Genomic DNA, 15,051 nt, shown 5'->3' with positions numbered 1-15,051 from the left:
TCAATACTCCTACCTATCAGTTGGTTACCTATTTAAGCAATAATTTATTCTTAAATGTTAACCCACATACCCAGAAAAATCAATAGGAATACTGTATTATCTACTTATGAAACTAAAGATTCTATCCAGGTGCAAACTATTTTTCAAAACCTCTGCCAGGTTATTTAGGCCCTGTTCAACACTGTATTGGGCCTGGATTGTTTTAAGGGGAGCTAAACCCTTTTTAATTCTAATTTGGTCGATAAACCACCTTCTAAAAAGATCATTATCAAATATTCCATGCAAATAACTCCCCCATACCTTGAGGTCCTTTGTTCCAAAGCCAATTTCATCTCCTTTTTTATTTTTCACAACAGTCACAATATCTTTTGATGTTATACAGAAGGTCTTACCATGGTGAATTTCATAACCTGTTAGTTTTAACCCAGAGGGTATATGGACAGCCTCTGTTTGAATTAATGTCTTCTTTCTATCCAGCTCTGTTATAACTGGCAAAAATCCTAGGCCATGTGTATTAATTTTAGTTGACTCAATATTATATGGATCACTTATCTTTTCTCCTATTATTTGAAAACCACCACATATACCAATTAACTGAGTATGCTTTTTATGTATAATAGACCTGATGGATTCTGCAATTGAAGAGTGTACTAAATATTCGTTGTCTTTAATTACGTTTTTACTTCCAGGTATAATGATTACATCAAATTCATTTTTAATTAAATCTGATTTATTTTTGATTATGGTTATTGATACATCTGGCTCAAATAAAAATGGGTCCAGGTCTGTAAAATTGGATATGTGTGGAAGATCAATACATGCTATCTTCACTTCCACATCTCTATTTTTTTTAATTTTATCCCATCCCATTTTAAAAGATACAGAATCTTCTTCAGGAAGACCTAAATTTTTTATATATGGAACTATTCCAAAAAAACTTTTACCAGTATATTTTTCTATTAAATCTATAGCAGGGTCCAGTAAAGACGCATCACCTCTAAATTTATTGATAATAAATCCCTTGATTAAATCCTGTTCCCATTTATTGAGTAAATCCATGGTCCCAATAAACGAAGCAAATACCCCTCCCCTATCTATATCTCCAACTAAAAAAGTATTCGCCCTTGCATACCTTGCCATTTCCATATTTGTAATATCGTGTGGCTTTAGATTCACTTCCGCAGGACTTCCAGCCCCTTCTAAAACTATTACGTCAAACTCTTGAGCCAGGGAATCGTACGCCTCTCTTACCACCGTTAACAGTTTCTTTTTATACTCAACATAGTCTAATACTTCCATGTTGCCAACGGGCTTTCCAAGTACAATTACCTGGGAGCCTGTATCAGTTGAGGGCTTTAAGAGCACTGGATTCATCCTCACATCGGGATCCAATCTACAGGCCTGTGCTTGAAGGACCTGGGCCCTACCCATCTCTCCCCCATCCATTGTTACATAGGAATTTAAAGACATGTTTTGGGCTTTAAAGGGAGCCACTTTAAACCCTTCATTGTATAAAATTCTGCAAAGCCCTGCCGCCAGAATGGATTTACCAGCATTTGAACATGTACCAACAAACATAATAGCAGGTGTTTTGAAGGGAGAATATGGACCCATGGGATAGATTTTTCTTAAACAACCTCTTTTACCAGGGGAGGATATTTCCTTTAAACATTCCACTAAATACAGGTTCTCTTCTCTTTTTTTCACTGCAATTCTAAAAAATTTATTATTTAGGCCCATATAATTGGAACAATCTCTAATAATGATGTTCTTTTTTAAGAGAGATTTTTTTACAAAAGACACATCTATATCTTGAGAAATAATCTTTACTAAAATAAAATTGGCACATGATTCAAAGGGATGCAGGTAAGAAATTGACTTTAATTCATTAAAAAGCAAACTTCTTTGTTCTAATATGTATTTTTTGCTTTCATAGATATATTTTTCTTCCTGAAAAATATTTTTTCCAACCTCATATGCAATGGAGTTTATTGACCATGGAGGTAAATATGATTTGGTCTTTTCTATTATACTCTTGTCTGCCATCATAAGTCCCAGTCTAATGCCTGGAATAGCAAAAAACTTTGTAAGGGATAAAAGTACAACTACATTTTCAGGACGATCAATGTACATCCTGTCTATTCCATCAACAAAATCACCAAATGCTTCATCTACAACAAAAATTGAGTCGGGACAGGAAATCGCCATCTCCCTCAATAACCTTGGATCAACCAATGTTCCAGTTGGATTGTTGGGCTGACCTATAAAAACTATGGATGGGATATCTAAAAGGGAAATTAAATCCTCAATTGAGTCCAATACAAATTCCCTTTCTTCCTTTAAATAAAAAAAATCAACATCCAAACCGTTTAATCTCGATACCTTCTCATAATCCACATATGATGGGACAATTATCACAGCCCTGTTTTTATTTAAAATCCTTGGAAGTATGTATAGTAATTCTGTGGAACCATTTCCAAATAATATTTCTTCCTCACAAACTCCATAAAAATCCTTTGCAGCCTCAATTAAACCATATGGAGGTGTTTCTGGATAGTGGACAATATTGTGTAATGAGTTTCTAATGGAACGGATAACTGAAGGGGGTGGCCCAAGGGGATTTATATTTGCAGAAAAGTCAATCAATTCATCTGATGATGTCCCAATTTCCCTGGCAATCCTGAACAAATCTCCACCGTGCTGGAATTTCTCCACTATATCCACTCCCATCTAGTTTAATGTTGTGTTTCAAGTCCCAAAAACTCTTATTGTGGGTGTGTAGATGTGTGTATGTGTGTGAAAGTGTGAGTGTGGGTGTATGTGTGTATATGAGAAAGTTACAGACCACAGACACAGTCCACATACACAGTCCTAGGTCTGGTCCTCCACCTATTATGAATCCAGTACCACTGGTCTGGGTATCTTAAAACCATTTCTTCCACAGCCCCTGTATAAAATTTGCAAATACAACTCACTTTATCCTTGAGGTTCCCCTGACAATCTAAGGTATCTAGGGGTGGTAAAAAATGTAGCTCATATCCCTTGTCCCCTCCCCTTGTTAGAAATACAGGTAAGACTATTGCCCTGGTCCTGACTGCCATTAATGCTGGTCCGAAATTAACTGCAGCTATTTCTCCTAAAAAGGGCAGAAAGATAGCCTTTCTCCTGCCACAATTATGATCAACTAAAAAGGCACACATCCCATTTTGTTTTAATGTGTTGGCTATCCTTGGGGCTGAATTGTCACGTGGCACTATCTCATGCTTGTATTTTCCCCTGAGTCTTTTCACAATTCTACTTATTGTGGGATCATCTGGCTCTCTAATAACTATCTGGGTAGGAATATCTCTAAACAAAATCGCCATCATGCCAGATAAAAGCTCCCAGGAACCTAAATGTCCAGTCACTGCAACTATTGGCCTATTTAATGACTTAATTTTATTTAAAATATCCACATTTTTTATCTCCACAAAATTATGCAAGAAATGATAATCTATTTTTAGATTATAGAAAATCTCAGCAAAGGACTGTCCAGTATTGAAAAAATTTTTCCAGGCAATATTTTTTGCTTCCCTTTCACTTACCTTTAAATGATCCTGTATGCTGGTAATTGCCCTTTTTTTCCTGGAGGGCACAAAAATCCACATAAATATCCCGATGCCCTTTCCCAATTTTGATATTTGTTTAATATTGAGTTTTAATAAAATCTGTACCAATGTTTCAAAAAAAATTTCTTTAACCATAACATTAATTGCCCTGTACACATTTTTCAACAAGAGGAACAACTATGTCCATGGTTCTGGAAAGGGCCCCTTTATTTTTTGTTAGAACCATTTTTGCACTATTTATAATATTACATCTTATATTTTTATCCTTAAAAAGGAGATAGGTCCGTTTTTCCAATTCACGTTTATCTTTAACAACCACTATTGCATTTTTTTTCCTAAAAACATCTATTACTTCTTGAAAATTAAAATAGTGTGGACCAACAATCACAGGGACACCAATAGAGGCAGGCTCTAACACATTGTGCCCACCAACTTTCTCCATGGAACCACCCACAAATGCCACATCTGACATTGCATAGTACATCATCATCTCTCCCATGGAATCACCTAATAATACATCAAACTCCTTAGATGGGACCAAAGCCTGTGACCTTTTGTGAACACTAAGGCCATAAGAGATGCATAAATCATATACAAAATTAAATCTTTCTGGATGCCTTGGTACCAATATAAGCTTTAGTTGTTTTATTTTTTTTAGAAGATTTAAATATATATCAAGCAATATCCTTTCTTCTTCTCCATGGGTGGATGCTCCTATTAAAAACTTATATTCTGCAAAATATCGCTCTTTTATTTCCCTTCCTTGAACAACCTTATCCTCTGGAATGGGAATATCAAATTTTATATTTCCAGAAATTTTCACTTTTTCATTAGGTGCTCCAATGTCCACATATCTATCTGCATATACATTATTTTGCACCAAAATATAGCTACACTTAGATAGAACTTTAGAAATTATGCCTTTAATCTTCAGGTAATTTTTATAAGAAGATGGAGAAATCCTTCCATTTGCAATAACAATGGGAACATTATATCTATACAGTTTTTCAAAGAGATTTGGCCATATTTCTGTTTCCATTACAACAAAACAGATGGGATTTATATGAAATATAAATCTATTTATAAATTTATCCACATCATATGGCAGATATGAATGATACATATTGGATTTAAGATTTTTTTTTGCAATATTAGATCCCGTTGGTGTGGTTGTAGTTATAACTATTGGAACATCTGGAAAGCTCTCCCTTAGTTTAAAACATATTGGGAAGGCAGCTTGCACTTCTCCAACAGAAACCGCATGTATCCAGATTGATCTACTAAGGTTTGGGAAAGGAGCTATACCAAATCTCTCAGAGATCCTCTCCCTATATTGGGGGAGTTTAAGGCTCTTATAAAAAAGTCTAAGCAGGGCCACTGGCAGAGATCCATAGGCAAGCAAATTGTAAAATGAGTTCATACCTACTCCCTTTACTCCTTCAAATGGGGAGATAGTTTATAAAAAAAAATTGGTCAAGTTTAGAAAAGGGAAATATTTGTGACAAGAGTCCACTTCTTGATTTTAAAAGAGAAAAAGCATAAATGTGTAAGTGTGGGTGTAAGTGTGTGTGAAAGTTACAGATCACAGACACAGCAAAAGGGGTAGGATATGGTAATATATTCCCTTCCTCCAGAACCAGTATTTCCAGATCCTCTAATTGAGGATGTGGACGACATTGTTGCTATTGGAGGAGATTTGAGCCCAGACAGACTCATTGTTGCCTATAAAAATGGCATATTTCCCTGGTATGATGAACACTCTCCAATCCTGTGGTGGTCTCCAGATCCAAGGCTGGTATTAAGGCCAGAGGATCTACATGTATCCAGAAGGCTCAGACGTACGATAAGACAGGGAAAATTCACAGTGACAATCAACTATGCCTTTGAAGAGGTGATTAATTATTGCAGTAAAATAAAGAGAAAAGGTACTGAAGGGACATGGCTGGTACCTGAAATGATTGAGGCCTATACAAATTTACATAAAATTGGCTACTGTCACTCCATTGAAGCATGGTCTAATGGAAGACTTGCTGGAGGACTATATGGGGTCTGTCTTGGAAAAGTTTTTTTTGGTGAATCCATGTTTTACCAAATTTCCAATGCATCTAAGGTGGCCTTTGTATGGCTTGTTCTCATGTTAAAAAAGGCCAATTTCAAATTTATTGACTGCCAGCAGGTCACATCTCATCTAATGAGATTTGGTGCAAAACCAATAAAAAGACGAATATTTATAACAGAATTAAAAAAGGCCCTTTGGCTTACTCCTCCTCAAGACCTATGGAAACCAAAGGTGCTCTCTGAATATATATATTTAATTGAGGACATCTAATATTGTATCAAGTAGGGTGGTTAAAGAGTATGGTTTTTGGAGAAAACGTATATTTTGTTTAGAGAGTTTAGAAGTATCGAGGATATCTGAGGAATATCCTGTAGATACTATTATCTTTTTGTGTGGATCCACCTCTAAAAATTTATTTAAAAGTTCAATTCCTGATATTTCAGGAATATTCATATCTAAAATTATTACATCAAAATCTTCATGGTTTTGGTTAAATTTTTCCACAGCGTCTTTTCCGTTCATAGCACACACAACATTAAATCCTTTATCTTTTAAATAAATAGAAGATGTCTCCAATATCATTTCTTCATCTTCAATTAAAAAGATATTAACATTTCTCCTATTGATTTTGTCTTTACCATTAAAATTTATGTGGGCTTCCCTGGGTTTTTGGGTTTCTCCTGTATAAACAGCAGGAATATATATTTTAAAGGTGGTTCCCTTGCCCTTTATTGATGAACAAAATATAAATCCATTATGTTCTTCGATAATCTTTTTTACAATAGAAAGACCTAACCCTGTCCCCTTTCCCTTTGACTTTGTACTAAAAAAAGGATCAAATATTTTACTTAGATCATCTTTTTCTATCCCCATTCCTGAATCTGAAACTTTTATACACACATACTCACCCTTGGGAATAGTGTCTGTATCTTTAACATGGACATTTTGAGTGCTAATAATTATGGATCCCCGATTACTGCCAATGGCATCTACAGCATTGGTAATTAGATTCATGAGAACTTGTTGAATCCCTACAGGATCTCCATGTATATTCTTTACATCTTTATCAAGATCAAGGTCTATTTCAATATTTGGTGGAAGTGTTGTTATAAAAAGATTTGATATGTCCAGAATAGAATTGTTTATGTTCACAGGTTGAAATTTTTCAACAGAAGACCTTGCATATGAAAGGAGTTCTCTTACAATATTGGTGCCCCTCTCAATAAACTTCTCAATATTTGCCCTTGCACGTATTTGAGATGAAGAATCTTTTCTGTCCAAAAACATTAAATTGGAATATATCCCTTGGAGTATGTTGTTAAAGTCATGGGCAATGCCACTGGCAAGAAGACCTATTCCTTCCATTTTCTGAGATCTTCTAAGTTGTTCTTCCAGATCCTCATTCATTTTCTTTGCCTTTTTTTGAGGAGTTACATCAACAAGGGAAATGACAATATGATCTTCTGATTTAATTTTTGACATTGAACATAGTAGATTTAATCCCTCTCCCCAAGCATTAATGCCTTTAATTTCTAATAACTTTTGAGAACTAGCAGGAAATCCTCCTTTTATCCTGGCATAGGTTTCAAAAAACACCTCCCTTGAATCAGGAGATATAAGCTCATAGAAATATCTCCTATTTTCAATTAGAGATTTGTTCATTCTAAATAAGTTTTCAAAACCTCTGTTTACCTTTGTTACCATAAAGCTACCATCTATAATTGCTATTGAGTTTGCAGCATTTTCAAAAATCGCCTTATAATAATCCCTATTTTTGAGGGTCTCTCTTATTAATTTCTTTTTCTCTGTTACATCCCTTACTATTCCTGAAAATCCAGAGGGATTTCCTTGTTTATCTTTTATTAATCTAACTGAAATCTCAACTATCTTTCGATTTCCCTTAAAGGTTATTATTTCAAAATCCTCTAGAAGTTCAGACACCCCTGTTCTATATACCCTGTGAAAGACCATAAACATCTTTTTTGCACTTTTTGGGGGAGCAAATACCCTGTAATTTAAATTAATTAGCTTCTCAATATCATCCACTTCCCCAATATGCATTAATGCATTATTTACAAATGTGAGATTACCTCTAAGGTCTGTCTCAAAATAGCCCTCTTCCATATTTTCTAAAATATCCCTATATCTTTCCTCCCTTTTTCTCAATTCATTTTCTAATATTTTTTTAGGGGTAATATCTATAACAGATACTATTGCGGCTTCACTTCCCTTTACCATAACTTGAGCCCCGGACAAAAATATCCACTTTTCCTTTCCATCTTTTGTGATTATTTTTAACTCATAAGGTGGAACCTCTTCTCCCCTTTGTCTTTTTAGCCCTTTTTCCCTTACCATCTCCTTATGTTCTGGATGCACAACATCCCAGAAATTCATATTTAACATCTCTTCCACTGCATATCCAGTTATCTCTTCAGCAGCTCTATTTATATAGATCCATCTTGTCCCCTGGTATGCCAAAATTCCTACTTTAGTAGACTCTGCTAATTTTCTAAAGAGATCTTCACTTTCAGATATTCTACTTAAGTGCTCCTTCTCTTCAGTTATATCCCTGAATAATATCAGATACTCAAATGAGACATCCATACAAGCTGGGGGAAATAAAACAGAAAATTGGAGGGTTATGTACTTGCCAAAAGAGGAATTAAGGGAGAGCTCCCTGGAGATCTCCCTTTTATATTCTCTTGCTTCTTTTATATATGGACCAAATATCTCATTGAAAGAATCCTCATAACTATTATTATCAAAATTTTTAGCCAAGAATTCTTTGGCATAATCATTAATATATAATAGTTCCCCTTTAGTATCTGCAAGGATAACCCCAAATTCATAATTTAGTTGATTTATATTAATCATAATGGGTGTGTGTATGGGTGTATGTGTGGGTGTGTGTAAAAGTTACAGATCACATACACACTCCACATACACAGTCCTTGGTTATATTTTATACAACTCTTCACCAGACAACACTTTAATATTAGATTTTTTTAATACTTCAATTGCCTGGTCTGTTCTGTCAAATCTAAAAATCAGTACTGCATTCTTCATGGATTGTTGAACAAAGGCATACATATATTCAACATTTATATTCTCTTTACTCAAAACATCCAAAACCTCATGTAGTCCACCTGGTTCATCTTTTACTTCAACTGCCACTACAGTGGTCCTTCCAACTGTAAAACCATGCTTCTTTAATGTTTCTTTGGCCTTTTCAGTATCTGATACTATTATCCTCAATATTCCAAAATCTGAAGTATCAGCTAAGGCAAGTGCCCTGATGTTTACTTTTGCCTCAGCAAGGGCCCTGGTTACATCACAGAGCCTACCTGCCCTGTTTTCCAGAAAAATAGACAATTGTTCCAGCTTCATAACACATGCCTCCTCTATTTTTTGTCCCTTAAATCTATTATCCTCTTTGCCTTTCCTTCTGACCGCATAATTGATTTGGGTTCTACCAATTTAACCTTGGTAGTCACACCCAAGAATTCTTTAATGTTTTTCTGTATCTTTGCCTCTAATTGCTGTAGGTTTTTGATCTTGTCAGAAAAGATATTCTCATCCACTTCCACCTGGACCTCTAGTGTATCCATTGAGTTTTCCCGTCTTAAAATCAACTGATAGTGGGGTGTTAGACCTTCTGTTTCAAGTAGTATTGACTCGATCTGGGATGGGAATACATTGACTCCTCTTATTATAAGCATATCATCTGAACGTCCAAGCACCTTATTCATTCTCACATGGGTCCTCCCACACTTACATGGGACTGGATTCAGTGAGGTAAGGTCCCTGGTCCTGTATCTAATAAGTGGCTGCGCCTCTTTGGTTAGAGTGGTTATTACCAGTTCCCCCTCTTCCCCATATGGAAGGGGTTCTTTTGTATGTGGATCAATTATCTCCACAAGAAAATGGTCCTCCCAGATGTGGAGTCCTGATTGGGCAGTTGCGCACTCCATTGCAACACCAGGTCCCAGAACTTCTGATAGTCCATAGATATCCAGTGCCTTTAAATGGAGTTTAGATTCTATCTCCCTTCTCATCTCCTCTGTCCAGGGTTCAGCTCCAAAAATCCCTGTGTGCAAGGAGAGGTCTTTAAAATCTATACCAGCACCCTGGGCCACATCGTATAGATGCAGGGCATAAGATGGGGTACAGCAGATAACCGTTGCCTTGAAATCATTTAAAAGCATAACCTGTCTCTTGGTACCTCCGCCAGATACTGGCACAATAGTTGCCCCTATTTTCTCTGCACCATAGTGTGCACCAAGTCCACCAGTAAAAAGACCATATCCATATGCATTATGGATTATGTCCCTTCTTGTAACCCCTGCTGCCATAAAAGACCTGCCCATTAGCTCCGCCCAGTTGTTCACATCCCTCTGAGTGTATCCAACCACTGTTGCCTTTCCTGTTGTTCCTGAAGAGGCATGTATACGGACCACATTTTCCCTTGGCACTGCAAAAAGACCAAATGGATAATTATTCCTGAGATCCTGCTTTTCTGTAAATGGTAAATACTTGACATCTGACAAAGACTTAATATGTTCGGGTTTAACACCAAGTTCATCAAACTTTCTTCTGTAAAAAGGGACATTGTGATAGACCCTTTCTACTAGATATTTGAGACGTTTAAGTTGAAGGGCTTCTAAATCTTCCCTTGGCAAAGTCTCTTTTTCCACATCATACATCATGATTCATTTCCTCCTAAAAAAAGAATATTTTTGACTATTGCAGGTAAACAGTATAAATATAACAGGGTGATTATATAGACGTGTTTAGTCTATATTAAGCCAAAAAAGAACAAAAATGTCAAAACAAAAAATGTAGGCAAAATTATCCGTTAATATTAGATTTTAGTCAAGCAGATTGCCAGATTAAACAAATCTCAATAAAAAACAAGGAGGAAGTCAGGATCATTATGCAAAACAGAGATAACACTGACTATAAAGTGCAGAGCATAGCCAACTGGCTAATTGAAAAAAAGGCAAAGGACATAATCTCAATTGATATATCTGATTTTGGATCCATTACAGATGTAATAATAGTTGCGTCCAGTGTAAACATAAGACACAATCAGGCCCTTGCAGACTTTGTGTTGGAAAAGGTCTCAGAAAACAGATGGGAATACCTTGGCATGGAAGGATATAAAGCTGGAAGTTGGATATTAATTGATCTAAATGAGATCATAGTACACCTCTTTTTAGAAGAAACCAGGGAGTTTTATAACATAGAAGGGCTATGGAGAGGAGCAAAAAAAACCTCTTACAAAGTTAAGGAGATGGCCCATGAAGAATTTTAAGCCCACAATACTTCTTATTTTAGATGGTTGGGGACAGGGGAAAAAAGACCCAAAAATAAACGCAGTATTTAAAGCAAGGACTCCTAATCTGGACTATTTGCTTGGCAACTATCCATGGACAATGTTAAAGAGTTGTGGAGAGGCAGTTGGACTTCCAGAGGGACAGATGGGGAACTCTGAAGTTGGACATTTAAACATTGGAGCAGGAAGAATAGTTTATCAGGACATTGTCAGGATAGACAAATCCATTGAAGACGGTTCTTTTTTTGAGAATCCAACCCTTGTTTCTCTCTGGGATAAGGTAAAACAAAACAACTCCAGCCTTCATTTGCTTGGTCTCCTCTCAGATGGGGGAGTCCATAGCCACGAAAATCACATCTATGCTTTGCTAAAATTGGCCAAAAGAACAGGTGTAACAAAGGTCTTTGTACACTGCTTTTTGGATGGAAGAGACACTCCACCAACCTCAGGTGCTGATTACATCAAAAAACTTAAGCAAAAGATGAAGGAAATAGGTGTAGGAGAAATAGGTTCTGTTGTTGGAAGGTATTATGCAATGGATAGGGACAAAAGATGGGAAAGGACCAAACTTGCATATGACATGTTAACCCTGGGAAAAGGAGAAAAGATCGTAGATCCATATGAAGCAGTATTGTCAGACTATAAAAAAGAAAAGACCGATGAGTTTATAGAACCAAAGGTGGTTATATCAGAAAAGGGTAGGCCCCTAGGGTTGATACAAGACGGTGATGGAATATTTTTCTTTAACTTCAGGGCAGATAGGGCAAGGCAACTGACAATGAGTTTATTTAAAGACGATTTTAAAGAATTTGAAAGAAAAAGGGTTCCCAGGATATTGGAAATGGCCACAATGACCCAATATGAAAAAGACTTTCCCCTTGCTGTTGCATTTCCTCCTGAAACCTTAAAAAACATCCTGGGAGAAGTGTGCTCCAGTATGGGACTTACTCAACTTCGGATTGCAGAAACAGAAAAATATGCCCATGTTACCTATTTTTTTAATGGAGGTAGGGAAGAACCATTTAAAGGAGAAGACAGGAAGCTCATCCCATCTCCAAAAGAAGTTGCCACATATGACCAAAAGCCTGAGATGAGCGTGTTTGAAGTTACCAAGGAACTTAAAATGAGATGGTTATCAAATAAATACCACTTTGTGGTGTGTAATTTTGCCAACCTGGATATGGTGGGTCACACAGGAAACTTTGAAGCAGCAGTAAGGGCATGTGAGGCAGTGGACGCCTGTGTTGGAGAAGTGATGAAATTTGTTGACAAAAGGGATGGCAGGTTATTTGTCACTGCTGATCACGGAAATGCAGATGAAATGATTGATGATACAGGAGGAGTGCATACTGCGCACAGCAAAAACCCCGTGGCATTTGTCTGGTATGAAAAGGATAAAAATTTACCTGAACTAAAAAAGCAAGGGAAATTAGGAGACATAGCCCCTACTATTTTACAGTCATGGGGCGCTCAAATACCATCTGATATGACAGGGGATGTTCTAATAAAATAATTGTTTAATCTGCCTATTTCTTTAGCTCTGATTACTAATATAGTGATTAGTGAATAGTGATTAGTCTTTAGTTGTTAGTAGAAGGTAGAAGGGTGAAGAGCACCTAAAACTTTGAACCTTGAACGTTGAACTTTAGACACCCACAGACACAGCAAAGCTTGAGACTTTGGAGTTAATGAAATAATAATGTTCAACAAACCCTGAACCTTAAGGTTAAAATCAGGTGAAAAACATGGATACAAAAAGGCCCATTGAACCAGTAAAGCCAGAAGGGATGGAGATTATCCTCTATTACCCATGTCCTTTTTGCACAAGGAAAGTGCCAGTTATTGCACCACTTGAGCCTACGGTTATCAGGTGTGATGCCTGCAACAAGCAATTTCCAGTAGTCCCGTCAGATGATAAGACTATCCGCTTTTTAAAGACAATTCTTGACAATGGAAGGGCTGCAATTGCCCCAGATTTCCTATGATATTAAAAAAATGGAGGTTCTAAATAAATGGTATCTCAGAGCGTGCTAGATCTTATTGGGAATACTCCTCTGGTTGAGATTAAAAGGCTAAATCCCAATCCACGGGTTAAAATATATGCAAAAATAGAGTCAGTTAATCCTGGAGGTTCCATAAAAGATAGAGTGGCCCTGGCAATGATAAAAAGGGCTGAAGAGATGGGAGAAATCTCTAAGGACAAGATCATTATTGAAGCCACTTCTGGAAATACAGGAATTGGGCTGGCCATGGTATGTGCAGTTAAAGGATACAAACTTATGCTCCTTATGCCTGAGTCAGCCTCAGAAGAAAGAAAAAGGATAATGCGTGCTTATGGAGCTGAAATATATCTAACACCAGGTCATCTATCAACAGATGGGGCAATTGAAGAAGCATATAGGTTGGCCAGGGAAGAAAAGGACAAATATGTGCTAATGGATCAATTCAACAATCCAGCATCAATTGATGCCCACTACAATGGAACAGGGCTGGAAATATGGGAACAAACAAACGGCAAGGTAACCCATGTTGTAGCTGCACTGGGAACCTCAGGAACTGCAATGGGCATATCAAAAAGACTAAAGGAACTAAATTCTGAAGTGCAGATAATAGCAATTGAACCATATGTAGGCCACTCTATCCAGGGGTTAAAAAACATGCAAGCATCCTATCCCCCGGGCATTTTTGATAGGCATAAGGTGGATAAAATAATCAACATAGATGACGACACAGCCTTTGAATATACTCGAAAGCTTGCCAGAGAAGAGGGGATATTTGCTGGAATGAGCTCAGGGGCTGCCCTGGCTGGAGCAGTAGAAGTTGCAAAAAAATTGGATAGGGGTCTGGTTGTTGTAATCTTTCCAGATGGAGGAGAAAGGTATCTTTCAACCTCCCTCTTTGTTTCTCCTAAAAAACAAGGTGTATTTATATTTAATTTAAGGTCCAAAAAAAAAGACTTGCTTTCCTTTGATAAAGAGCCTTGCTTTTTTACCTTTGGTCCTTCTGCAGATTCTCCACAGGATATTGAAACCTTCAGGCGCATATTGTTTTTAGATGTGTTAGGAGGATATTTTAAGTATAAAGGTTGTTATCCAAAGCAAATTGTAGGTGTAGCTGATTTCGATGATCAGGCAATTTGTCAGTCAGAACAAAGGGGAATTGGTCTTTTAGATTTCTCAGAATATTTTATAAACACACTACATGAAAATGCCAAAAAGCTATTTATTAATGATGTTGAGTTTAAATCCGCCTACAGAGAATCTCACATGATGGTGGAGATTACGCAACACATCCTGGACAGGGGAAAGGGCTATGAAAAGCTCAGGTCTGTATACTACGATATATCAAGGGACGTAAGATATGGGACGCTGGTTGGTGCTGACTTAAACAAAATTTATGTGGGAAAGACCGTTGAGCTTGAAAATTACGCAAAGGACAATCCAAGGGACTTTACTTTACTCAAAAGGGCATCTTTAAGAGATCTAAAAAGGGGAGATTTTTTAAAGACAAGGTGGGGAAATGTTCGTCCCAGCTGGTATCTTCAAATGGCTGCATCAGCAGGCAGACAAAAAAGAATAGACCTGGTTTTAGGTGGCAGTATTCACTTTTTCCCCCACATGGAAAATTTAAAGGCAATATGGGAATTTGGATTAAACCTATCCCCTAAAATATGGACAATTGTAGGTGAAGTGAAATCAGATGATTATACAATGGGTAAACTGGACCAACTATTAAAGGTCGTCTCACCTCAGACACTCAGGATGTATCTCTTATCCCAATCCTATCATAAATCCTTATCTCTTAATATAGACAGCCTTAAGATGTGGCAAAAGAATCAAGAAAGGGTGCAACAATGTGCCATAAATGTAATGTCAATTATGGGCACTGGAGGTGAAGTAAAAAAAGAATTAAAACAAATCCTGTATGACTTAAAAAAGTCATTTTCATCATTTATAGAAGACGACTTCAAAATATATAAGTTCTGGCCAGCACTTTTTGACTTCTGCAAAAAAATCAACAATATGTTTTTTAAAAGGGAGCTTACACCT

At 36.8% G+C, this 15,051-nt stretch carries 11 protein-coding genes; 5 read left to right on the top strand and 6 right to left on the bottom strand.

Annotated elements, in window-relative coordinates; genetic code table 11:
• Positions 1-96: 96 nt before the first annotated feature.
• The 3 genes from ACYQ0O_RS09800 to waaA form a co-directional block, all read right to left on the bottom strand.
• Complete coding sequence (locus tag ACYQ0O_RS09800; protein ID WP_459892579.1) at positions 97-2,730, bottom strand: cobyric acid synthase; 2,634 nt, start codon at positions 2,728-2,730, stop codon at positions 97-99.
• Between the two features lie 107 nt (positions 2,731-2,837).
• The gene (locus ACYQ0O_RS09795; RefSeq protein ID WP_459892576.1) at positions 2,838-3,743 is read right to left on the bottom strand and encodes a lysophospholipid acyltransferase family protein; all 906 of its coding nucleotides are present in this window, start codon (positions 3,741-3,743) and stop codon (positions 2,838-2,840) included.
• A gap of 4 nt (positions 3,744-3,747) precedes the next feature.
• Entirely contained in the window at positions 3,748-5,028 is a 1,281-nt protein-coding gene (waaA, locus tag ACYQ0O_RS09790; protein ID WP_459892574.1) for a lipid IV(A) 3-deoxy-D-manno-octulosonic acid transferase, read from the bottom strand.
• 189 nt (positions 5,029-5,217) lie between these two features.
• Between waaA and aat the strand changes: the two genes are divergently transcribed.
• Positions 5,218-5,937, top strand: a complete 720-nt coding sequence (gene aat, locus ACYQ0O_RS09785) for a leucyl/phenylalanyl-tRNA--protein transferase (protein WP_459892572.1) — start codon at positions 5,218-5,220, stop codon at positions 5,935-5,937.
• Here the strand turns inward: aat and ACYQ0O_RS09780 are convergent.
• The 3 genes from ACYQ0O_RS09780 to ACYQ0O_RS09770 all read right to left on the bottom strand — a co-directional run bounded on the left by ACYQ0O_RS09780 (position 5,920) and on the right by ACYQ0O_RS09770 (position 10,373).
• Positions 5,920-8,541 (bottom strand): PAS domain S-box protein, encoded by a 2,622-nt coding sequence (locus tag ACYQ0O_RS09780; RefSeq protein ID WP_459892570.1) that lies wholly within the window; start codon positions 8,539-8,541, stop codon positions 5,920-5,922. The two genes, aat and ACYQ0O_RS09780, sit on opposite strands and share 18 nt — an antisense overlap.
• Before the next feature lie 81 nt (positions 8,542-8,622).
• Positions 8,623-9,054: an ACT domain-containing protein gene (locus ACYQ0O_RS09775; protein ID WP_459892568.1), complete on the bottom strand. Its 432-nt coding sequence runs from the start codon at positions 9,052-9,054 to the stop codon at positions 8,623-8,625.
• 14 nt (positions 9,055-9,068) lie between these two features.
• Positions 9,069-10,373 (bottom strand): phenylacetate--CoA ligase family protein, encoded by a 1,305-nt coding sequence (locus ACYQ0O_RS09770; protein ID WP_459892566.1) that lies wholly within the window; start codon positions 10,371-10,373, stop codon positions 9,069-9,071.
• A gap of 227 nt (positions 10,374-10,600) precedes the next feature.
• Here ACYQ0O_RS09770 and rsfS point away from each other — a divergent pair, with 227 nt between their 5' ends.
• The 4 genes from rsfS to ACYQ0O_RS09750 form a co-directional block, all read left to right on the top strand.
• Positions 10,601-10,981, top strand: coding sequence for a ribosome silencing factor (gene rsfS / locus ACYQ0O_RS09765; protein WP_459892564.1), 381 nt, complete (start codon positions 10,601-10,603; stop codon positions 10,979-10,981).
• The gene (gene gpmI, locus ACYQ0O_RS09760) at positions 10,968-12,515 is read left to right on the top strand and encodes a 2,3-bisphosphoglycerate-independent phosphoglycerate mutase (protein WP_459892562.1); all 1,548 of its coding nucleotides are present in this window, start codon (positions 10,968-10,970) and stop codon (positions 12,513-12,515) included. Before rsfS ends, gpmI begins: the two co-directional genes overlap by 14 nt.
• A gap of 232 nt (positions 12,516-12,747) precedes the next feature.
• The gene (locus tag ACYQ0O_RS09755) at positions 12,748-12,987 is read left to right on the top strand and encodes a hypothetical protein (RefSeq protein ID WP_075069490.1); all 240 of its coding nucleotides are present in this window, start codon (positions 12,748-12,750) and stop codon (positions 12,985-12,987) included.
• A 27-nt stretch (positions 12,988-13,014) separates the two neighbouring features.
• On the top strand, positions 13,015-15,051 hold a 2,037-nt coding region (locus ACYQ0O_RS09750; RefSeq protein ID WP_459892560.1), incomplete at its 3' end, for a cysteine synthase.

The sequence above is a fragment of the Desulfothermus okinawensis JCM 13304 genome (genome assembly GCF_054654515.1).
Note: the sequence above shows the minus strand (reverse complement) of the source record. Positions and strands in the feature narration are given on the sequence as shown.

What these genes read in the sequence shown, in the direction of transcription:
- ACYQ0O_RS09800 (WP_459892579.1), bottom strand. Translation starts at nt 2,730, where the DNA reads ATGGGAGTGGATATAGTGGAGAAATTCCAGCACGGTGGAGATTTGTTC.
- ACYQ0O_RS09795 (WP_459892576.1), bottom strand. Translation starts at nt 3,743, where the DNA reads ATGGTTAAAGAAATTTTTTTTGAAACATTGGTACAGATTTTATTAAAA.
- waaA (WP_459892574.1), bottom strand. Translation starts at nt 5,028, where the DNA reads ATGAACTCATTTTACAATTTGCTTGCCTATGGATCTCTGCCAGTGGCC.
- aat (WP_459892572.1), top strand. Translation starts at nt 5,218, where the DNA reads ATGGTAATATATTCCCTTCCTCCAGAACCAGTATTTCCAGATCCTCTA.
- ACYQ0O_RS09780 (WP_459892570.1), bottom strand. Translation starts at nt 8,541, where the DNA reads ATGATTAATATAAATCAACTAAATTATGAATTTGGGGTTATCCTTGCA.
- ACYQ0O_RS09775 (WP_459892568.1), bottom strand. Translation starts at nt 9,054, where the DNA reads ATGAAGCTGGAACAATTGTCTATTTTTCTGGAAAACAGGGCAGGTAGG.
- ACYQ0O_RS09770 (WP_459892566.1), bottom strand. Translation starts at nt 10,373, where the DNA reads ATGATGTATGATGTGGAAAAAGAGACTTTGCCAAGGGAAGATTTAGAA.
- rsfS (WP_459892564.1), top strand. Translation starts at nt 10,601, where the DNA reads ATGCAAAACAGAGATAACACTGACTATAAAGTGCAGAGCATAGCCAAC.
- gpmI (WP_459892562.1), top strand. Translation starts at nt 10,968, where the DNA reads ATGAAGAATTTTAAGCCCACAATACTTCTTATTTTAGATGGTTGGGGA.
- ACYQ0O_RS09755 (WP_075069490.1), top strand. Translation starts at nt 12,748, where the DNA reads ATGGATACAAAAAGGCCCATTGAACCAGTAAAGCCAGAAGGGATGGAG.